Annotated in this window: 19 protein-coding genes; 9 read left to right on the forward strand and 10 right to left on the reverse strand. The window is 68.3% G+C overall.

What is annotated here, in order from left to right:
* Window positions 1-9 precede the first annotated feature (9 nt).
* The 4 genes from BARAN1_RS01640 to BARAN1_RS01655 all read left to right on the forward strand — a co-directional run bounded on the left by BARAN1_RS01640 (window position 10) and on the right by BARAN1_RS01655 (window position 4,733).
* Complete coding sequence (locus BARAN1_RS01640) at window positions 10-618, forward strand: metallophosphoesterase family protein (RefSeq protein ID WP_231944278.1); 609 nt, start codon at window positions 10-12, stop codon at window positions 616-618.
* Window positions 611-1,456 carry a transcriptional regulator gene (locus BARAN1_RS01645; RefSeq protein ID WP_122030601.1) on the forward strand — a complete coding sequence of 282 codons (846 nt, stop codon included), beginning with the start codon at window positions 611-613 and terminating at the stop codon, window positions 1,454-1,456. The genes BARAN1_RS01640 and BARAN1_RS01645 overlap by 8 nt, the downstream gene beginning before the upstream one ends.
* Window positions 1,457-1,560: 104 nt before the next feature.
* The gene (locus tag BARAN1_RS01650; RefSeq protein WP_157959376.1) at window positions 1,561-2,793 is read left to right on the forward strand and encodes a hypothetical protein; all 1,233 of its coding nucleotides are present in this window, start codon (window positions 1,561-1,563) and stop codon (window positions 2,791-2,793) included.
* Between the two features lie 110 nt (window positions 2,794-2,903).
* A complete protein-coding gene (locus BARAN1_RS01655; RefSeq protein WP_122030603.1) occupies window positions 2,904-4,733 on the forward strand; it encodes a hypothetical protein in 1,830 nt (609 codons plus the stop codon).
* Window positions 4,734-4,759: 26 nt separating this feature from the next.
* Here the strand turns inward: BARAN1_RS01655 and BARAN1_RS01660 are convergent, their stop codons facing one another.
* Window positions 4,760-5,521, reverse strand: coding sequence for a creatininase family protein (locus BARAN1_RS01660; RefSeq protein ID WP_122031743.1), 762 nt, complete (start codon window positions 5,519-5,521; stop codon window positions 4,760-4,762).
* Between the two features lie 78 nt (window positions 5,522-5,599).
* Here BARAN1_RS01660 and BARAN1_RS01665 point away from each other — a divergent pair, with 78 nt between their 5' ends.
* From BARAN1_RS01665 to BARAN1_RS01680, 4 genes are read left to right on the forward strand one after another with little or no spacing between them, the layout of a single operon-like run.
* Window positions 5,600-7,462, forward strand: coding sequence for a right-handed parallel beta-helix repeat-containing protein (locus BARAN1_RS01665; protein WP_122030604.1), 1,863 nt, complete (start codon window positions 5,600-5,602; stop codon window positions 7,460-7,462).
* Window positions 7,459-8,106: an HAD family hydrolase gene (locus BARAN1_RS01670; RefSeq protein ID WP_157959377.1), complete on the forward strand. Its 648-nt coding sequence runs from the start codon at window positions 7,459-7,461 to the stop codon at window positions 8,104-8,106. The genes BARAN1_RS01665 and BARAN1_RS01670 overlap by 4 nt, the downstream gene beginning before the upstream one ends.
* Window positions 8,107-8,143: 37 nt before the next feature.
* Window positions 8,144-9,493: a cell division protein FtsZ gene (gene ftsZ / locus BARAN1_RS01675; protein ID WP_231944279.1), complete on the forward strand. Its 1,350-nt coding sequence runs from the start codon at window positions 8,144-8,146 to the stop codon at window positions 9,491-9,493.
* Window positions 9,494-9,495: 2 nt separating this feature from the next.
* Entirely contained in the window at window positions 9,496-10,884 is a 1,389-nt protein-coding gene (locus BARAN1_RS01680; protein WP_122030606.1) for a M1 family aminopeptidase, read from the forward strand.
* On the opposite strand, the gene BARAN1_RS01685 is transcribed toward BARAN1_RS01680, so the two are convergent.
* From BARAN1_RS01685 to BARAN1_RS01715, 7 genes are all read right to left on the reverse strand, one after another.
* Window positions 10,881-11,564 (reverse strand): amino acid ABC transporter permease, encoded by a 684-nt coding sequence (locus tag BARAN1_RS01685; RefSeq protein WP_122030607.1) that lies wholly within the window; start codon window positions 11,562-11,564, stop codon window positions 10,881-10,883. The two genes, BARAN1_RS01680 and BARAN1_RS01685, sit on opposite strands and share 4 nt — an antisense overlap.
* Window positions 11,561-12,310 (reverse strand): amino acid ABC transporter ATP-binding protein, encoded by a 750-nt coding sequence (locus BARAN1_RS01690; RefSeq protein WP_122030608.1) that lies wholly within the window; start codon window positions 12,308-12,310, stop codon window positions 11,561-11,563. Before BARAN1_RS01690 ends, BARAN1_RS01685 begins: the two co-directional genes overlap by 4 nt.
* Window positions 12,310-12,987 (reverse strand): amino acid ABC transporter permease, encoded by a 678-nt coding sequence (locus BARAN1_RS01695; RefSeq protein ID WP_122030609.1) that lies wholly within the window; start codon window positions 12,985-12,987, stop codon window positions 12,310-12,312. The genes BARAN1_RS01690 and BARAN1_RS01695 overlap by 1 nt, the downstream gene beginning before the upstream one ends.
* A gap of 50 nt (window positions 12,988-13,037) precedes the next feature.
* Window positions 13,038-13,877, reverse strand: coding sequence for a transporter substrate-binding domain-containing protein (locus BARAN1_RS01700; protein ID WP_157959378.1), 840 nt, complete (start codon window positions 13,875-13,877; stop codon window positions 13,038-13,040).
* A 72-nt stretch (window positions 13,878-13,949) separates the two neighbouring features.
* Window positions 13,950-14,504: a hypothetical protein gene (locus BARAN1_RS01705; RefSeq protein ID WP_122030611.1), complete on the reverse strand. Its 555-nt coding sequence runs from the start codon at window positions 14,502-14,504 to the stop codon at window positions 13,950-13,952.
* A 4-nt stretch (window positions 14,505-14,508) separates the two neighbouring features.
* Window positions 14,509-16,182: a DUF2207 domain-containing protein gene (locus BARAN1_RS01710; protein ID WP_122030612.1), complete on the reverse strand. Its 1,674-nt coding sequence runs from the start codon at window positions 16,180-16,182 to the stop codon at window positions 14,509-14,511.
* Entirely contained in the window at window positions 16,179-16,751 is a 573-nt protein-coding gene (locus tag BARAN1_RS01715) for a LemA family protein (RefSeq protein WP_122030613.1), read from the reverse strand. Before BARAN1_RS01715 ends, BARAN1_RS01710 begins: the two co-directional genes overlap by 4 nt.
* Before the next feature lie 86 nt (window positions 16,752-16,837).
* Here BARAN1_RS01715 and fsa point away from each other — a divergent pair, with 86 nt between their 5' ends.
* Window positions 16,838-17,479 carry a fructose-6-phosphate aldolase gene (fsa, locus tag BARAN1_RS01720; protein ID WP_122030614.1) on the forward strand — a complete coding sequence of 214 codons (642 nt, stop codon included), beginning with the start codon at window positions 16,838-16,840 and terminating at the stop codon, window positions 17,477-17,479.
* Window positions 17,480-17,504: 25 nt separating this feature from the next.
* Here the strand turns inward: fsa and BARAN1_RS01725 are convergent, their stop codons facing one another.
* Window positions 17,505-18,509, reverse strand: coding sequence for a P1 family peptidase (locus tag BARAN1_RS01725; RefSeq protein WP_122030615.1), 1,005 nt, complete (start codon window positions 18,507-18,509; stop codon window positions 17,505-17,507).
* Entirely contained in the window at window positions 18,506-19,867 is a 1,362-nt protein-coding gene (locus tag BARAN1_RS01730; RefSeq protein WP_122030616.1) for a glutamine synthetase family protein, read from the reverse strand. Before BARAN1_RS01730 ends, BARAN1_RS01725 begins: the two co-directional genes overlap by 4 nt.
* Window positions 19,868-19,869 lie beyond the last annotated feature (2 nt).

Genomic DNA, 19,869 nt, shown 5'->3' on the forward strand with positions numbered 1-19,869 from the left:
ATCCTCGTCGTGAGCGATGAGGTCAGCCCTGCCCTGGAGCGATCCCTCCCCGGACAGGGGTTCGGCGAACTCGACCTCATCCTGTCCTGTGGCGACCTCCCCTACGATTACCTCGAGTACCTCGTGGATGCGTTCGATGCCCCCCTCCTCTACGTCCACGGGAACCACGATCATCCTGTGGAAACCGAGGGCCGCCTCATCACTGCCCCGCAAGGGGGGACGAACGTGGAGGGCCGCGTGGTGGAGGCGGCGGGGCTCCTCATCGCCGGCCTCGGGGGGAGCCCGCGCTACGCGCCGGGCGGTACGTACCAGTACACGGAGGGGGAGATGCGGAGGCGGGTGCAGAGGCTCGCCGGGCGGCTGCGGTGGGCCGAGCTGAGGGGCCGGAGGCTGGACATCCTCCTCACCCACGCTCCCCCGCGGGGGATCCACGACCACACGGATCCCGCCCACCAAGGGTTCCAGTCCCTCCTCCCCTTGGTGGAGCGCCACCGGCCCCGCTACCTCATCCACGGCCACTCCCCGCCCCGGCCCGGCCACCCCACCCGGACTCAGAGTGGGGCGACCGGGGTCATCCATGTCCGGGGCCATGCCCTCCTTGAGGTGCCCGATGCCTGATCCCCGCACCCCGTGGCAACGCCTGCTGGACGGGATCTTCAACCACGTCCGCCGGGAGCCGACCCTGCTCCTTCCGTTCGACTGGGTGAGGAAGAACGTGGGGACGAAGGCCTGGCGCTACAAGGGCCTCCAGGAGGTGGAGGTCGAGAAGATCGTGGGGAGCGTGAACCGCTACCAGGACTTCGACCGCGCGTTTTTCCCTATCCACGGGGCTTCCCCCCGCCTGCGGCAGATCGAGGATGCCTGGCGCAGCGGGGAGATCCTGCCCCCGGTCAAGTTGTACCAGATCGGGGACGCCTACTTTGTCGAAGACGGCCACCACCGCGTGGCGGCGGCGCGGCGGGCCGGGGCACGGTCCATCGACGCTGAGGTCGTGGAGTTCGTCCCCCTCGTGCCCATCTCCGCGACCGATACCCCGCGCGACATCCTCGTCAAGGCCGAGTACGCGGCATTCCTCGCCCAGACGCACCTTGACCGCCTCCGCCCCGACCAGGAGATCCTGTTCTCCGAGCTCGGGAAGTACAAGATCCTCCTCGAACACATCGCTGTCCATCGCTACTTCCTCGGGATCGAGCAGCAGAGGGAGGTGCCGTACGAGGAGGCGGTTGCCTCGTGGTACGACCGGGTGTACCGGCCGCTCGTGGACACGTTCCGCCGCACGGGGGCCCTCGCCCACTTCCCTGGCCGGACCGAGGCCGACCTCTACGTGTGGGTATCGGAGCACCTCCATTACCTGCGGGAGATGTACGGGCCGGACGTGGACCTCGAACAGGCGGTGCGGGACTACACCCACCGCTTCGGGATCCTGGGCGACCCGCCCCCCTCCTCCACCCTGTAATCCCCATCACGCACCAGGTTCCGCTCCCCCGCGGACCCCCTCCCTCTCCCGGCGGCGTGCGCCGGGATACACAGGGACGGCAACAGATGAAGGAGGTCCTGCCGATGAGACGACTGGGGATCGCGCTGGTGTGTGCCGCTGCTGTAACCGTGCCCTCGATGGCCCAACTGAGCGGAAGCTGGGAGGCAAGCCTCCTCATCCTCCCTTCCCCACCAGGGGTGACTCTGGAGACGTGCGTTCTCACCCTGGGGTACGGCGTGGCGGCGGGGTGGCAAGTGACAAGCACCTCGACGTTCGGCACCCTCGGCCTCACCGCTCAGGCGTTCGGGGTCCTCGGCGCGTTCGGGCCCCTCTCCATCACCGGCGGGATCGAGTTCAACCCGCAAGCTGGGACCATGGTGACGGTGACCTACCCCGCAGGGTGTACACCGCAGACGGAATCCGTGAGCCTTGTCTCTCCCGCCTACAAGTTGGCCTGGTTCAAGACCGAACTGAGCTTCCTTGGCGCCGGGGTGGCCTTCCAACTCAATCATTGGGCCTATCCCTACACCTTGGATCCCACGGATCCCGATGACGTCGAAGATTACCTCTGGCCGTGCTGCCCACCCCAAACGCAGAGCTACACCCTCCTCGCCCTCATCGTGAGCGCCCCCCCCGCGACCCTGACCGCCCGCTTCTCTGACTGCTGCACGGGGATCGCGTTCACCGATGTGACCCTGACCCTGTCGGACGCCTCCCTCTGCTGCGGGATCACCCACGATATTGAGGTCTACTTCACGAAGGCCGGGTTCGGGCACCTCCTGTTCACGATTGACCTCCCGATCTGTTGTGGGATCTCCATCGAGGCCTCGATCACGTACACCGTCACCCAGAAGGAGCTCTCCGTAAAGCCGAAGTGGAATGGGCAGGGGCAAGCGTGCTTCGAGGTCTACGGTGATGTCCTGTGGGACTGGGACGAGGAGCCGATGACCATCACCGGGCTTGCGATCTACGGGTACAAGCTTCGCTGTGACTTCAGCTCCTGCTCCTACGCCGAGTTCATGACCGCCCTCGATGTCGCCGAGGTCGAGGAGATCCTCGACGATGAAGACCTCTTCCAGGATCTCGAGTTCGAGTACATGAAGCTTGGATTCTGCGGGCCCGGGTGTTGCGGTGGAATGTACACGCTCGCCCTGGCCGTCTATTTCCAGCCTGAGGGGACCCTGTTTGGGTTCACGAGGATCGGCGCGGACCTCGGAGTCCCCCTCCTCGCCAACTTCCGGTTGACCCTCTCGTTTGGGGTCACGGCCACGGGTGGGCCCACCACCCTGGCCGTCGGGTGGGTCCTCACCTTTTGAGAGAGGATTCCTGTTTGAGTCGGGCCCCGGGTTTCCGGGGCCCGTCCTTTGTTGGGGACAGGGGGGCGCGTACAATCACGTCAACCTAAGCGCGAGACCAGGAGGACGTCGTGCGGGTGGTGGGCGCAGCATCCCTCGTCCTTGCCTTCGCCCTGGGGGCGCAGGCCCAGCCCCCAATCTCGGGGGCATTGGACCTGACCCTGGGGCTCCTTCCCGCGTTCGAGCTTCAGGGGTGCTCGCTCACCCTCAAGGCCACCGTCGCCGGGCTCGGAGTAGAAAGCGAGTCCACGTTCTACCACGATGGCCTCCGCTACCAGAGCTTCTCTTTGTCCGGACCAGCGGGCCCGTTCGATCTCGAGGGGAAGATCTACTTCCACGCCCAGGAGGTGCGCTACCGGCGGGCATGGGCCCACCTGGAGATGGCGATCGGCGATGGAACCCTCCTCCTCAGCGCCTACCACTTTGGCTCAGCGGGGGAGTACACCTCCTCCGACAAGGACAGGTTCGGGCCCTGGCCGTGTGTGAACGCGATCCCGTGGGATGAGGCGTGGCAGCACATCGGGCGCACGCTCTACGTGGAGGGACCGGTCGTGGGGTACGACGGGTCGGGCCCCCTCAAGCTGTACCTCGGCCGCCTGCCTCCCGATCCGGAGCGGCTCGAGGTCTCCATCTCCGCCGCGAATGTCGCCAAGTTCGAGGAGGCCTTGGGCCCGCAGTTCTGGCAGGGCCTTGTGGGGAAGGTCGTGTGCGTGCGGGGGACGATCAAGGACGTCCGCTACACGACCCCCCCCGCCCATTCTGCCCCCCAGGTGACCGTGTCCAGCACCTCTGACCTCACGGTGGGCTCCTGTTGCGGGCTGCGGCCGGATACGACCTGCCCCCACCCCCTCATCCTCTGGTCCGAGGTCCTTGAGCATGTGGGGGAGGCCGTGTTCATCCAGGGACCGGTGGCGAGCGTGACCTCGCCCGCGGGGTACCGTCGCCTCCGCCTCGGGGGAGGGGAAACGGTCCCCAACCGGCTGGAGGTGTACATCCCTGAGACTGCCCTGCCGGCCTTCCAGGACGTGTTTGGGGGTTCTTTCCCCAGCAGCCTGATGAATAAGACGATCTGCGTCCGGGGGATGATCGGCACGGGCCCCCCGGCGGCGGAGAACGTCGCCCGCGTGGTCCTCACCGATCCCGGCGATCTCTCGATCGGGCCGTGCTGCGGGGCGGATCTTCACACGGGAGGCCTGTTCGTGGCGCGGACTCACTTCGCGTGGGACCGCTGGTCGTTCACCGTGGACCTTTCCGATTGCGGAGTCGGCCTGGGCCTCCTCCAGGCCACGGCCGCGCTTGAGGGCTATCCCCTCGCGGACGGCCTCCGGCTCGACCTTGGGCTCACCTTCTCCAAGTGTCGCGGGCTGGACGCCGTTACCCTCACGCTTGAGGGGCTCTCGGTGGGCTGCTGCGACCTCGCCGCCGAGGTCGGGATCTCCCTCACGCCGGGGAAGAAAACCGTGACGTTCACGCGCATCTGGCCGCGGCTCTCCGGCTGCCTCACCGTGTACGGAGACGTAGATTGGAATGGGTCAAGCTTCACGGGGATCTCCTTCTACGGCTGGCGGGTTTCCTGCTCGTTCGGCCCGGTGAAGCTGGGGCTCGTCACCGCGCTCGATCCCGATGCGGTGGAGGACATGACCGACGTCACGTTCTACGCCGACGAGTTCGAGTACGTTGAGATCTCGTCCACCGGGGGTGGCTGCTGCGGAGGGTCGATCACCTCGACCACAGAACTGTGGTTCGGGGCGAAGGGGACGGTCGGCGGCCTGCAGCGGGTGCGGCTCACGCTCGAGATCCCCCTCGCCGCGAATGCGACCGTATCCGCGAAAGGGCAGTGGAACTTCGTCAAAGCCGAACCGTTGGAATGGTTCAACGTGGGAGGGAAGGTCTCCTTCTAGCGGCCCGTCTGAGAGCGCCGGCATCCTCAAGGGAGGTGGCCGTGGGGGCGGAGCCTCTCCTCGGGCTCTGCGGCGAGCCACTGGCAGAATGCGTTCAACCTCTCCGCGGCCGCGGTGAGGAGTGCCTCCCCCTTTTCCGCTGTGGCGCGGGAGGGGTTCCCCGTCGCGCCGCTTGCGGAGAAGTCGCGCGTGTCGAACCCGACCTCGATCCCGTGGAGGCGCTTCCCCCACTCCGGGGCCGCCCCGGCGATGGCGTCCGCATACCGGTTCGTGTCCACGAGCTCGGGGGCGAACGCGAGCACGGCGGAGGTCTCCATCTCCCCGGCATGGGACCCTCCCGTCTCGATTACGGCCGCGATCGTCTCCGGGATCGCCCTCCACCACGAGAAGACAAAGCAGAAGATCCCTTCCCCGCGGAGGGTCCGCGCCGCCTCGTCGAGGGCAGCGGTGTTGCCGCCGTGCCCGTTCACGAACACCATCCGGCGCACGCCGTGCGTCCCAAGCGACCGGGCGATCCCGAGGACGTAGTCCCGGAGGAGAGAGGGCTCGACCCACAGCGTACCCCAGAACTGACGGTGGTGCTCGGACACCCCCACCGGCACGGTGGGGAGGACGAGCCACCCCCCACGAGCGCTCGTCCGCCGCGCCACCTCGGCTGCGGTGAGGTGGTCGGTCCCGAGCGGGAGGTGCGGTCCGTGTTGCTCGGTGGACCCCACCGGAAGGAGAGCGACCCGCGCCTTACCCAGTCTGTTCCTCGCTTCAGCCCAGCTCATCCGAGAGAGTTCCATCCCGCCTCCTTTGAAGATCCACATTGGTTGCTTAGCCTGTGCACCATCGCTATCCTTTGCCAAGTCTAAGGAGGTACGATGCACAGAGCAATCGCGATCTTACTGAGTGGGGTGGCTCTTGTCGTGGGCGCGGCGGCTGAGCGCGGGCCCATTGTCATCCTTTCCGATGCCGATTTCACAGCCGACAACGGGGTGATCGGCGGCGCGGGAACCCCCGCTGATCCCTACCTGATCGTGGGGGGGCAGATCCGCGTCCCTGATGGGGAGCTCTACGGGATCCGGGTCGAGGATACCACGGCCGCGTTCGTCATCCGGGGGTGCCTGGTGAGCGGAGCGATGGACTCCCGCGGGGCCGCGATCTACCTCGCCGATGTGACGGGAGGGACGATCGAGGATTGCTCAGTTAGCGATAGCATCAATGGGATCCGCATCCAGACGTCGCGGGATATCGCGGTGCGCGACACCTTCCTCGGCGTGTACGGGGTCGGGTTCCAGGTGTTGGGGCTCGAGGCGGAGCACTTTCGGCACGCGGTCGAGCCGACCACCACCGTGAACGGCCAAGAGGTCCGCTACTACTACGGGGCCTCTGGGCAAGTCCTGGAGGGGATCGCCGCGGGGAACATCACGCTCGCCGCGTGTCGCAACGTGACCCTCCGGGGGGCGAAGATCGACAAGGGGGATGGGATCACGGTTGCCTTCTCCGAGGGCGTGCGGATCGAGAACGCGGACATCTCGCGCGCGATGGGGAACGGGGTGTTCATCGTCTCCTCCCCGGGCACGGTGGTCGTGGATTCCCCACGGATTGCGAACTGTGCCCAGGCGGGGATCTCGGTCCTCCTCTCGGATCGGGTGTGGGTGGAGAAGGTTGGGCTGTACGCGAACCAGGTGGGGTTGCTCGTGAACGGCTCCGACGGGGTGATGGTGCGGAACAATGCGTTCGCCGCGAATTCGATCGGCGTCCTTGTGACGGGCGGGGCGCAGGAGACGGTGATCCAGCAGGGGCTATTCTACCAGAACAACCATGGGGTGGAGATCGAGACGTCGCAGGGCGCGGTGGTGGAGGCGTGTGCGTTCACCGAATCCGATGTTGCCGTGTTCATCGAGGGCGGGGCCCAGAACCCGCGGGTGGCGTACTCGACGATGGCCCAGGTGGGTTATGGGATCTCAACCCTCGGTTCGTATGGGGTCTACGAACGGAACCTCATCGCGCGGGCGAATATCGGGCTCATCTTCGAGGAGGCCTATGGGCAGGCCACCCCCACCGGCAACACCGTCCGCCACAACGTGCTCTACCGCTCTACGGACGCGCTGTACCTCGGCACGGAGACGAGCGGGACTCGGGTCTACGAGAACCTGATCTGGGATTGCAGCCGCGCGGCGCGGGACCTCGGGAAGAACCTGTGGGCCCCCGACGGGCGGGGGAACTGGTACTCCGACTACACAGCGCCGGACGAGAACAAGGATGGGATCGGCGATCTCCCGGTCCTGTTCGGGGGCGGGGGCGAGGACGCTGCTCCGCTCCTGGACCGTGGCTTCTACCCTGGCCTGCCCGGGGTGGTGGGGACGATGCGCGAACAGGCCCTGATCCTGGCGGACGCGGCCGGGAACCAGGCGAACCTCGTAGCCCGCGTCGCCGCGCTCCCGCACGAGAGGTTCATCGGGTTCCAGGGGATCCCGAGCGAGACGGGAAAGGACCTCGCGATCCTGTTCGTGTTCGAGGCCCCCACGGTGAGCCAGTTCCACATGCAGAACGTGTTCCTCCCGCTCGACCTCGTGTTCTTCGCCGCCGACGGGGCGTTCCTCGGCCGGACGACGATGGAGGCCGATTCGAAGGACCTCTACGGGGCAGCTGATCCGTTCACATTTGCGCTCGAGGTGCCAGCGGGAAGGCTCGCCGCACTCGGGCTGGGGCGGGAGGTCACGCTCACCCGGGTCCCGTGATCCGGACTGTACTCTTCGACCTCGACGGGACCCTCGTTCGCTACCACGGGGTCGCCTTCGAGTCGAGTTGGGGCGCGCTCGGCGTGGCCGCAGGGGTCGGGGAGCTGTGGGACGATCTCCTCGCCCGCTACCGGGGGCGGCTGGATGAATATCCAGACTGGGTGAGGGAGAACGCTTCCCTGCTCCGCGGGGTGCCTCTCGCCCGTGTAGAAGAGGCCCTGTTCCCTCCCCCCTACGCCCCCGGCGTCCGCGAGGCGGTTGCCGAGCTAAAGGAGGCCGGATACGTCCTGGGGATCGTGTCCTCGGGGGTGAGCCTCGTCGCGGACCGGGTTCGGGAGGAGCTCGGCCTCGCTTTCGCGATCGCGAACGAGCTCCTCGTCGCGGACGGTCGGTTCACGGGGGAGGCGGTGGTGCGGGTGGGCCTGGGCGAGAAGCGCGCCGTGGTGGAACAGGTGGCACGCCAGCGGGGCCTGTCCCTCGGGGAGGTCGCGTTCGTGGGGGATCACCTGAACGATATCCCGGTGTTCGCAGCCGTGGGGTACGCGATCGCCTACGCGCCGAAGGAGCCGGAGGTGGCGCGGGCTGCGCACGCGGTCGTTGACCACTTCCGCTCGATTCCCGAACTGGTGCGGGCCGCGAGTTGACGGCCCATGCGGGGATCGCCACAATGGCCGGTAGGCCATGGACCGCGAACGGGGGAGAGAGGAGGTCGCCCAGAAATGGCGGGAGCTTCTCGGGGGAGTCCAGGATCAGCTGCTCCGCGCGTGCCTTCCTACCTCCCCAGATAAGGTCCGACGGGACCGCGGTGTCCTCCTGATCGAGATCGACTCACCGTTCAAGAGAGACTACGTCCAACGCAAGCTGGGGAAGCTCACCGAGGCGGTGCGGGCCGTGTTCGGGGAGGTCGAGGTGCATCTGACCGAGCCAGGGGAGCAACGCACGCTCCCGTTTGAAGAGGAGGCCACGATACCCGTGCCCGCGGAGGCCCCCGCCCATCCCATGCCGGCGCGGATCCTCGTCCTGGGGATCGGGGGTGGGGGGATCAACGCCCTCAGCCGGATGCGCGACGCCAAGCTGGCGGGGGTTCGCCTGGCGGCCCTCGACACGGATCGTCAGGTGCTGTCCTCGTTCCATGGCGGGGAGGGTCTTCTCCTCGGCCAGCGGGTGACCCATGGCCGGAGCACCGGTGGGGATCCGGACAAGGCGCGCCGGGCGGCGGAGGAGGCTGTGGCGGAGATTGAGGATCTCATCGCTGACGCCCACCTCGTGTTCCTCACCTGCGGGCTCGGGAAGGGGACGGGCGCGGGCAGCGCGCCGGTGGTGGCCCAGATTGCCCGCTCCCGTGGCGCGCTCACGGTGGGGGTGGTCACCCTCCCGTTTTCGTTCGAGGGGGAACTACGGGCCCAGCGGGCCCAGGCGAGCCTGGCGCGGTTGGCGGAGAAGAGCGATGTCCTGATCGTGGTCCGCAACGATCGCCTCCTGGAGATCGTCCCCAACGTCTCGGTGACCGAGGCGTTTCGGCTCGCCGATGACGTGCTCCTGCGTGGGGTGCGGGGCATCTCCGACCTCATCACCGTGCCCGGCTTGGTCAACCTCGACTTCGCGGATGTCGCCTCCGTGCTGCGGGGGGCGGGGACGGCGATGATGGGCATGGGGGAGGACCGGGGCGAGAACAGGGCCCTGCGCGCGGCGAAGGCAGCGGTGACGAACCCCCTCCTCGAGGGGGGGACGATCAAGGGGGCGCGGCGCGTCCTCCTCAACATCACCGGCGGGGAGGATCTCACGCTGACCGAGGTGACCCAGGTGGCGGAGTTCATCCGCCGATCCGCTGCCGCCGAGGCCGATATCACGTTCGGGGCAGTGATCCAGCCCCAGCAGAGCGGGAAGGTCGAGGTGACCGTGATCGCGGCCGACTTCCGCGAGGTCGCAGTTGAGGAGGAGGAGAAGGAGCGGCCGCGGCCCGTCATCCCCCGCCGGACCCCCGGCGAGGACCTCGACATCCCAACGTTCCTTCGGCGTTCGGAAGGCTGACGATGGCCCCTCCGGCCGCAGGCCCGCGTGGTTCGTCCCGCCGTGGGCCGCACGTCCTCTCGGTGTTATGGGCGGTCGTCCTCGCCACCGCCCTTTCCGGAACCTCCCTCGCCGCATCGGTCCGGTATGAGCTAGCGATCTCGGTCGGGGCAGGGGGGGAGATCTGGGGGGAGGCCACCGTCCGCGGGGTCGCCCCTGCCGATTGGCCAGAGGCCGTGTTCCGCCTGTACCCGGCGGCCCCCAGGGGCGACCGTCTCGCCCTCCGTGGGGCGTGGGTTGAGGGCCAGGAAGTCAGTTGGGAATGCATCGAGCCGACGACGGCGACCGTGGCCATCTCCACCGGAGCCGGGGAGGAGTTCACGGTGGCCCTCGCCTTCGCCGGGACGGTGCCGGAGTTCTCATCCACGGACGGATATGGGGCCTATGCCCGCTCCGCGCACGCGATCGTCCTCTCCCAAGCCTACCCAATCCTCGCCCCGTGGGACGGAGGGTGGATCGCCTACCCCGTCTTCCCGTGGGGCGATCCGCTGGTCGCGGAGGCCGCGGACTACACGCTCGACCTGGCTGTGCCCGACGGGTGGACCGTCGTCGCGGGCGGGACCGAGGTCGAGATCGCCCCGGGCCGGTACAGGGCTGAAGGGGAAAGCCTGCGGGAGATGGCGGTCGTCCTCCTCCATGGGTACGAACTCCAAACGGCGTCGGCGAACGGGGTTGAAGTGCACAGCTACTCTCGGCCCGAGCACGCGGAGGCGAGCCGGGCCGCGCTCGAGATCACGGTGGCCGCGCTCGACGTGTTCGCGCGCCACTTTGGCCCCCTCTCCCTTTCCGAGCTCGATGTGGTCGCGGTGCCCCTGCGGGGGGCGGCAGGGATCGAGTACCCGGGCCTCATCCTCGCCGGGGAGGGCTACTACAGCCGCTATCCGTCCGATCCTCTGTTCTTTCCGATGATCTTCGCCCACGAGGCCGCCCATCAGTGGTGGTACGCCGAGGTGGGGAGCGACCAGGTGGCCGAGCCATGGGCGGACGAGGCGCTCGCCACCTACACATCCGGCCTCTACTTCGAGTCCGAGGGGAGGTCCGCCGAGATCCTCCGCTACTGGGAATCTGGCTACGCCCAAGGTCGGGCGCGGAACAGGACCGCTGGGATCACAAGCCCAGTGTGGGAGTTCCCGAACGGGGACGGGTACGGGGGGATCGTGTACTCCGGTGGCGCGCTCTTCTTCCATGCGGTGCGGGAGAGGATGGGGGATGACGCGTTCTTCCGCGCCCTCCGCCGCTACCGGGAGGAGTTTCGGGGGCGGATCGCCTCCGGGGCGGACCTCCTCGCGGCCCTCGCCGCAGAGAGTCCTTACCCGCTCGCCGACCTCATCGCGGATTGGCTCGGGCTCTAGGCGCCGCGGCCGGACGTCCCGAGGCCGGGGACACGGAGCCTCTTCTCGACCCAGCGCATGGTCAGGGTGAGGAGGAGCACCACCGCGAGGTAGATGGCCGCCACCACGAGGAACAGCTCGAGGAACCGGAAGTTCTTCGCGGCGATCGTGCGCCCGACCCCCATCAGATCCGCCGCCCCCACCATGTACACGATGGATGAGTACTTGAGCATGTAGATGAGCTCATTCGACCATGGCGGGATCACGAGCCGCAATGCCTGGGGGATGATGACGTGGCGGATCGCCTGGAGGCGAGTGAGCCCGATCGACCGCGCGGCCATCATCTGCCCCGCTTTGACGGATTGGATCGCGCCGCGGAAGTACTCCGCCTGGTAGGCCGCGGTGTTGAGGGCCATCGCTACTAAGCCGGATACGAACGGGGTGAAGACGATTCCCACGTTGGGGAGGCCGAAGTGGACGATCATGAGCTGGACGAGAAGGGGGGTCCCCCGGAACAGGTGCACGTAGGCGCTTGCCAGCGCGTAGAGGGGGGAGAGCCATCCCCGCGCGTAGACGCGGAGGAGGGCGAGCACGATCCCCACGAGCGCCCCGAGGGCCATGCAGGCCGCGGTGAGCTCAACGGTGAGGACGAGGCCCCGACCGAGCTGGGGCAGCCACGCCCAGTCGAAGACGAGGTTCATGCCGCGTCCCCGTAGAGCTCGCTGATCTTGCGCAGGAAGTCCCCCGTCCGCGCCACTTCGGGGGAGCGGAACATCTTCTCCGGCGGCCCCTGTTCCACGATCACCCCGTGCTCCATGAACACGATCTCGTCCGCTACGCTGCGGGCGAACCCCATCTCGTGGGTGACGACGATCATCGTCATCCCCTCCTCGGCGAGCTTCACCATCACCCCCAGCACTTCGCCGATCAGCTCAGGGTCGAGGGCGCTGGTGGGCTCATCGAACAGGATGAGTTGCGGGTCCATCGCCAGGGCGCGGGCGATCGACACCCGCTGCTGCTGGCCCCCCGACAGTTCGGCGGGGTAGGCGCTCGCCTTGTCGGCGAGCCCGACCCGCGTCAGCTCCGCCATCGCCCGCTCCGTGGCCTCCTTCTTCCCCATCCCCTTCACGCGGAGGGGGCCGAGCCGCACGTTGTCCAGCGCCGTGAGGTGGGTGAACAGGTTGAAGTCCTGGAACACGAACCCGATCTGAGATCGGATCCGGTTGAGGTTGGTCCCCTTCCCCGTGACCTCGCTGTCCCCCAACCACACCCGCCCCCGATCGGGCTCGGTGAGGCGGTTGATGCAGCGTAGGAGCGTGGACTTGCCCGTGCCCGACGGGCCGATGACGACCTTCGTCTCCCCCTTCACCACCGTGAGCGAGACGCCGCGGAGCACCTCCTCCGTCCCGTACCGTTTGTGCAGGTCCTCCACCCTTAGAAGCGGCATCAGCCCCTCACCTCCAGCCCCGGCACGCGCAGCCGCCTCTCCAGAAGGCCGATCCCCCAGTTCCCAGCGTAGGTGAGGATGAGGAACATCAAAGCCACGACGATGAATGCGGGCAGGGCGAGGGGGAAGTTACGGGCAGTGAGGTAGCGGGCCTGGCGCATCACCTCCACCACGCCGATCCCGTAGGCGAGCGTGGTGTCCTTGAGCACGGACGAGAACTCGTTCGACCAGCCGGCCAGCGACAGGCGCAGGGCCTGGGGGAGGATCACGTGGCGGATGACGCCGAGCCGGCTCATCCCCAGGCTGCGCGCGGCGAGGGACTGCCCCGGTGAGATCGTCTGGATCGCCCCACGGAAGATCTGGGACTGGTAGGCTGACGAACGGAACCCCAACGCGAGCACCGCGGCGAGGAACGCCGAGATCTCGACCCCGAACTGGGAGGGTCCGAAGTAGAATAGGAACAAGAGCACGAGCTCCGGGACCCCCCGGAAGAACCATTCATAGGCGAGGGCGAGCGCCCGGAACGGGCGCGGGGCATACACCTCGACCAGGGCCACGACCACGCCGATGACGAGCCCTAAACTGAGCAGCCCGGCGAGGAGCTCGAGGTTCACCGCCAGGCCCTGAAGGAGGACCGGAACCTTGGGCCAAAGCTGAGACCAGGATTCGAGCGTCAATGGGTCAAGTCATACGGGGGAGGGGTCTGCGGCCCCTCCCCCGCTTGGGTTCACTCGGTCACCAACGCCGCGAACGTCTGGGCGAACTTGAGGACGTCCTTCTCTACGAGGAGGATGTCGATGGATGCCTCCCACGCGGCCTCGATCTCCTCCAGGCCCGGCCCAAAGTAGGCGGAAACGAGGAGGTCCCACGCTCCGGATTCCTTGAGCTTCCCCATGCCGGAGCTCAGGAGGGGAAGGATCCCCTTCGGATCGCCCTTCGCGACGAGGAAACCGAATTGCTCCCCCGTCTCGATGATCCCCGCGATCTCCAGCAGCCCCGGGTACTGGGCCACCGCCTGCCGCGACGGATCCACGTCCTGCACCACGGCGTCCAGACGCCCGGCGAGGAGGTCGAGGACCGCCTCCGGATAGGTCTCGTAAAGGACGAGGGTCACATCCGGGTACTGCTCCTCTACCCATCCCGCCCCGGTCGTGCCCCGCTGGGCTCCGACCTTGCGCCCCGCCGCCAGCGCCCCACCCACGTCGAGGCCCGCCCCGGCGCGCGTGACGACCGCCTGATCCGAGGTCCAGTACGGCTCGGAGAAGTCCACCACCTGGGCCCGCTCCTCGTTGATGGTGAACCCCGATGCCCCGATGTCCCCCTTGCCGGCGATCACGGCCGGGATGATCGAGTCGAACGGGGTATCCCGGATCTCGATCTCGTAGCCCTCCACGATCGCGATCGCTCGCATCACGTCGAGGTCGAACCCGAGGTAGGCCCCCTTGGCGGACACCCACTCGAACGGAGCCCACGCGATGTCGCAGAGGACGACGTACTTCGGCTGGCCCATGGCCAGGGCCCCCACGGACAGAACCGCCGCCAGAACAAGAACCGCGCCTCGCCTCACCTTGACCACCTCCGAAAGGATGGATGATTCAGTTGTACTATACGCGGGAGGAGGTGGGGCCGTCAACAGGGGCTAGGGGCGATCGAGGTGGCGGCGGGCCCAGTCCGCTTCCTCTCCCGGCAGGAGGAACGGCTCGGGGGGGACGAGCCGGCGGTGGCGCGCGATCTGGCGGTAGGGGAAGCGGTGGACGAGGAAGGCCCAGCTCAGGGCGAGGTCGTTGTAGGACCGGCGGGCGAGGTCCCGCTCCTCGTCGGCCTGGGCCAGGCGGTCCTGGGCCTGGCGGATGGCCTCGATCCGCTCCCGGGGGAGGCCGCGGTAGATCTGGAGGAGGACGTCCTCCACCGCCCGATCCGCGGCGGCGAGGTCGCGGGGACCGGTGGCCTGGCGCAGCTTGGCCACGGCCTCCCGTAGCCGAGGCCTCCCTTCCGGGACGTACCCCGCCTGCTCGAGCTCCGCATGCATCGCCTCGAGGGCGGTCGCTCTCTCCGCGAGCGCCTTCTCTAGCTCCCCCCACGCCGCGGTGACCCGCGCCAGGCCGCGCGTGACCCGCCGCGTCCATCGCCACCACAAGATGAGAGCCGTCCCCACGACGAGGAGGGCGAGGACGAGCCAGGAGATGGGGTTCATCCCGTCACCAGCTCCGCCCTCCCCCGCCGCCCATCCCCCCCCCGGAGAACCCGCGCCCCCCGAACCCCGACCCGCCGCTCCACCCGCCGCTATGGGCCGAGCGCGGGGCCGAGGTGGCGGCGCTGTAGGCGCTATGCTGGAGGGCGACGAGCCTCCTCCCAAACCAGTACGGGGCGAACGTGGGGAACCGCCCCTCGTACCACTGGGGAGGCTGGGCGAGGAGCCCGTCGAACTTCTTCGTCCACAGCTCGGTCAGCCCGAGGGCCATCGCGTAGGGGAGGAGCTCGTCGAAGTGCTTCTCCCGGGCCGCGAACTCGATCCGGTCCACCTCAGCGCGGCGGATGTACTCCACCAACCCCAGCACGCTCCGCAACGCCTCGGTCCCCTTCCCCGTCCGCTTGGGCATGAACGGGGCGAAGAGGAGGATGATGAGACCGGAGACGCCGAGGGCGAGGCCGAGGTAGAGGGACTGGGTGAGGGACCCGAGGAAGGCGGCGAGGACGATCGTCCCGATGCCGATCCCGTAATAGGCGCTGCGCACATGGTTGGGGTTCCCGAGGTAATACCCGTCTTCGCTCAGGTCCATGTACAGCCGGGTCTTGAGGCCTGGCATCTTGTCGTACAGCTTGTACTTGAGGTCGGAGAGCTTCCGACTCCCCGCCCCGCCGAGCAGGGCGTCGCGCAGGGCCTGCTCGTACGGGGTGAGCGGGGCATCGCTCTCCGTGGCCACGAGCTCGAAGTCGTCGGGCTCGCGAGCGCTTTCGTCTGTCCAGATCTCGCGGATCTTGATGTGCCCCTTCGTGGCTAACGAGAGGATCCCCGCCGCGAAGTCGCGCGGATCGACGCGGTTATCGAGGAGCACCCCCGCCTCGGCCGGGCCCAGGCCAGCGATCGGCGTGTACTCCGGGGCCACCGACCCCACCTTGGGATCGCGCCCTCGCTTCCACCACAGGGTGAACATCCCGACCAGGATGAGGATCGGGATCCCCGCGTACAGGTTATCTTGGAGGAACCACAGGAATCCCTGCCACGCCCCGGGGAGGGCCACCGTTCCCTCCGGGAACCGCACCGCGACCGTGAGCCCCTCCCCCGCCCGCAGCCCGGCTGCCTCGCCCACGAGAGAGCCGTCAGCCCACCCCAACTCCCACGGGCCCATGGTCCCGTACGCACCGCGGTACCCTACTGTTCTCACGTCGGTGGGGGCGACCTCAGGGGGGAACGCGATCTCGACCCGAGCCCGGGCGATGGGCATCGCCCAGTCGGTTCCGATCGCGTTCCAGTAGAGCTCGATCTCCTCGTCGTAGCGGCGCAGGGCTCGCCGGAGTTGGTAACGGATTGTATACGCAATCGGGCCGCGCACGGTGCGGTCCGGGTCGCCGATCTGGAGGACGAGGTTCTTCCCTTCCGTGTACTTCCGGTACGGAACCGGCTCGCCCTCCGCCAGGACCTCGTCCACCGTGACCCGCAGCCGGTAGGTCTCCCCCGTGGGGAGGCGGTAGGAGATGGGGATCTCGCGGTAGACCCCGTGGCGGGCGACGTCGAAGTACACCACGATCTCCTCGCGCACGGCGACGGATCCGTCCTCCCCGATCTCCGCCCGGACGGAGTAGCTCTGGATCTCCTCCCCGCAGCCGAGGATGGGGAACAGGAGGGCGAGGACGAGGGCGAAGCGCGTCATCGGCTGAAGTCCACCTTCGGCGGCTCCGCCATCGTCTCCGAGGGGAGCATGTAGAACTCCCGCTCCTTGATTCGGAACAGGTTTGCGATCATGTTCTGGGGGAACACCTTGATCGCCGTATTTAGATCGCGGACCACCGCGTTGTAGTAGCGGCGCGAACGGGCGATCTCCTCCTCCAGCTCCTCGAGCGACTTCTGAAGCGCGGTGAAGTTCACGTTCGCCTTCAGCTCGGGGTAGTTCTCCGCCACGGCGAACAGCGACTTGAGGGTCCCGGCGAGGACGTTGTCCGCCTCGGCCTGCTCCTTGGGCGTCTGCGCCTTCATCGACGCCGAGCGGGCTTCGGTCACCCGCTCGAACACCTCCCGTTCGTGGGTTGCGTAGCCCTTGACCGTTTCCACGAGGTTCGGGATGAGGTCGAACCGCTTGCGCAGCAGGGTGTCGATCCCCCGCCATGCCTCCTCCGCCCGCACCCCGAGCCGGACGAGCTTGTTGTACACCACGGTCACCCACAGGAAGAGGAGGACGAACACGCCTAGGACGATCCACCCGATCAGCGATCCGAAGTCCATAACACCACCTCGAGGCATTCTAAGCGAACTCTCTCCGGACGGCGAACCGTGGCCGGGCGCGGCGGGACCGGCTAGACTCGGAGGCGATGAAGCTCTACCTGGACACGGCGAACGTGGCGGAGATCCGCGAGCTCTCCTGGCTCGTGGACGGGGTGACGACGAACCCGTCCCTCGTGGCGCGGGAGAAGCGGCCGTTCTCCGAGGTGCTAGGGGAGATCTGTGGGATCGTGCGCGGTCCGGTGTCGGCAGAAGTCGTGGCCCTCGATCGCGACGGGATGATCCGCGAGGCGCGGGAACTGGCGCGCGTTGCCCCGAACGTGGTCGTGAAGATCCCCATGACCGAGGCCGGGATGCAGGCCGTGCAGGCCCTGGCGCGGGAAGAGGTGCACACGAACGTGACCCTCGTCTTCTCCGCGAACCAGGCCCTGCTCGCCGCCAAGTGCGGGGCGACCTACGTCTCCCCGTTCGTGGGGAGGATTGACGACGCTGGTGGGGACGGGATGGGCGTCGTGGCGGAGATCCTCCCGATCTACCGCCACTACGGGTTCCCGACCGAGGTCATTGTGGCGAGCGTGCGCCATCCCGGCCACGTCCTCCAGGCGGCCCTCCTCGGCGCGCCCATCGCCACCGTGCCCTACGAGGTCCTGAAGAAGCTGTTCGGGCACCCCCTCACCGAGGCGGGGATTGCCCGGTTCCTCAAGGACTGGCAGAAGGTCCCCAAGGCCTGACGGGTTTGCGGCCCAGATTCGACGTTCAGGGACGAACCACGGTGGGAACGACCTGGCCATCGCGGCCGGCGAGGGGGGTGGCGGCAACGAGGGCGGAGTAGATCGCCTCTTCCGTGGCCTCGGCCGCGGCCCGGTACAGGCCCCCCATCGTCGGGGAGCGATCGGCGATGAGCTCCATCGGGATACGTTCCACCCCCCGCGGGATCCGCCACCCGATGGAGAAGGCAACGGTGAAGTCCCCGCTCTCCGTGGTGGCCGGGGCCCCGGTGCGGGCAGCGCCGAGGGAGGCCCGGCGGGCGAGCCGCGACAGTTGTTCGGGGGAAAGCGGGGCATTTGTGGCCAGGACCACGATGAGCGAACCCGTCGCCCCTTGTTGATCAGGCGGGCTGGCCCTCGCCGGTGCCGGGAGGCCAGGGGGGGGACGGAGGTCTTCCCGGCGGCCCATGTTGGGGAGGGCGAGGGCGCCCACCGTGAACGAACCCACGGCGCGGGACGCCGTTCCGATCCCAGACTTGAGGCCGAACGCGACCATCCCCGTCCCGGCTCCCACACACCCTTCCTCGACATGCTCCGCCCCTGCCCCCAGGGCGGCCAGGGCGTCGCCCTCCGTCACAGGACGGGCCTCGATCGCCGACAGTCGGCCATCGTTACACTCCAAGACGACGGGGTTCACGGACCGCGCTGAGGGATGTCGGGCGAGGGTCCAGGTGAGAAGCGCATCGGCGCACCGGGGTACGGCGAGGGTGTTCGTGAGGAGGATCGGGGTCTCCAGTTCCCCGAGGTGGAGGATCTGCCAGAGCCCCAACGCCTTCCCGTGGCCGTGGAGGACGAACACCCCGGCCGGAAGGGGCTCCGCGTAGGGATCCCCGGGGGGGAGGATCGCCGTGACCCCGGTGCGGATAGCGTTTGCGCCTTCGCCGTGGGCGATCGTGTGGTGCCCGACCCGCACCCCGGGGACATCGGCGAGCGTTCCCCCCGCTCCGGGCGGGAGCTGCCCCAGCGACAGACGAGCGTCACGAAACGCGTTCACGCGTAGAGGAGGAATTCGTACGGGTGCGGCCGACCAGCGAGCTCCCGGATCTCGTCCTCCTTGACCGAGATCCAGCGGTCAAGGAGTTCCTCAGGAAATACTCCACCCAGGGTGAGGAAGTCGTGGTCCCGCTCCAGGGCCGTAAGGGCCTCGCCGAGGCTCCCCGGGAGGGATGCGATGCGCCGTTTCCCCCCCCGTGCAGCGAGGCCACCTTCCACCGGCCCCCACCCCTTCGCCACCGGATCTACCCCCTCTCGGATCCCGTCCACGCCGGCCATGAGGCACGCCGCGAGCGCGAGGTAGGGATTGGAGGTGGGATCCGGCGGCCGGTACTCGATCCGGGCGTGGGCGGGGTCGGTGAGGTAGCCGGGGATGCGGACCGCGGCGGTGCGGTTCGCCCGGCCGAACGAGAGGTGGACCGGGGCTTCGAACCCCGGCCCCAGGCGGCGGTAGGAGTTCGTGGACGGGGAGACGAGGGCGGAGAGGGCCCGGCCATGAGCGAGGAGGCCTCCCACGTAGTGGAACGCGGTCTCGGAGAGGCCTTCCTCGCCTGAAAACAGGTTCACGCCCTTTGCAGCGAGGTATTGATGGAAGTGGAGGCCGCTGCCGGCCTGGTTGTGGAGCGGCTTTGGGAGGAAGCAGGCCACGAGCCCTTCCGCGGCGGCGAGGCGGGAGATCGCGTCCATGGCCAGGGCCGTCCAGTCCGCCGCGTCGAGGAGCCTTCCCAACCCAAGTTCGATCTCCATCTGTCCCAACGCCCCCCCCTCGTGGTGGTGGTAGCGGACGGGGATCCCCCACTGGCCGAGGGTCTCCACCACCCGCTGTCGGAGGAGCCGTCCCTGGTCCTCCGGCCCGCCCGCGTGGTAGCCGGAGCGGGGGCCCGGCACCGCCCGCGGCCCGGCTGCCCCGAGCGGGCTCACCTCGACCCATTGGGCGAGGGGCGCATCCTCGATCCAGATCGCGTCGAACAGGTAGAACTCGAGCTCTACCCCGAACCGCGCCTCGTCGGCGATCCCCGCGCTCGCGAGGAACGCCTCCGCCGCCTTGGCCACCGTCCGCGGGGCGAGGGGATGAGGCCCCTCGTCGGGCTGGGCGAGGTCGCACAGGAGGACGACCGATGGCGGGTCGCGGGTCGCGTCCACGCGGGCGGTGGAGAGGTCGGGGATGAGGACGAGATCCCCTCCCGGGAGCCCATAGTGGGAGGCCGCTGCTCCCACGCCGTTGGCGAAGGTGGCCGGGGTGAGTTCGCCGGCGGGCAGGGTCAGGCAGCGCAGTCGGCCCAGCAGGTCGGCTGCGCGGAGGTCCACCCAGCGGATGTCCTCGGCCTGGATGAGGGCAACGAGCTCGCTGAACGTCATCC

It is taken from the genome of Candidatus Bipolaricaulis anaerobius (assembly GCF_900465355.1).
Lineage (GTDB): Bacteria > Bipolaricaulota > Bipolaricaulia > Bipolaricaulales > Bipolaricaulaceae > Bipolaricaulis > Bipolaricaulis anaerobius.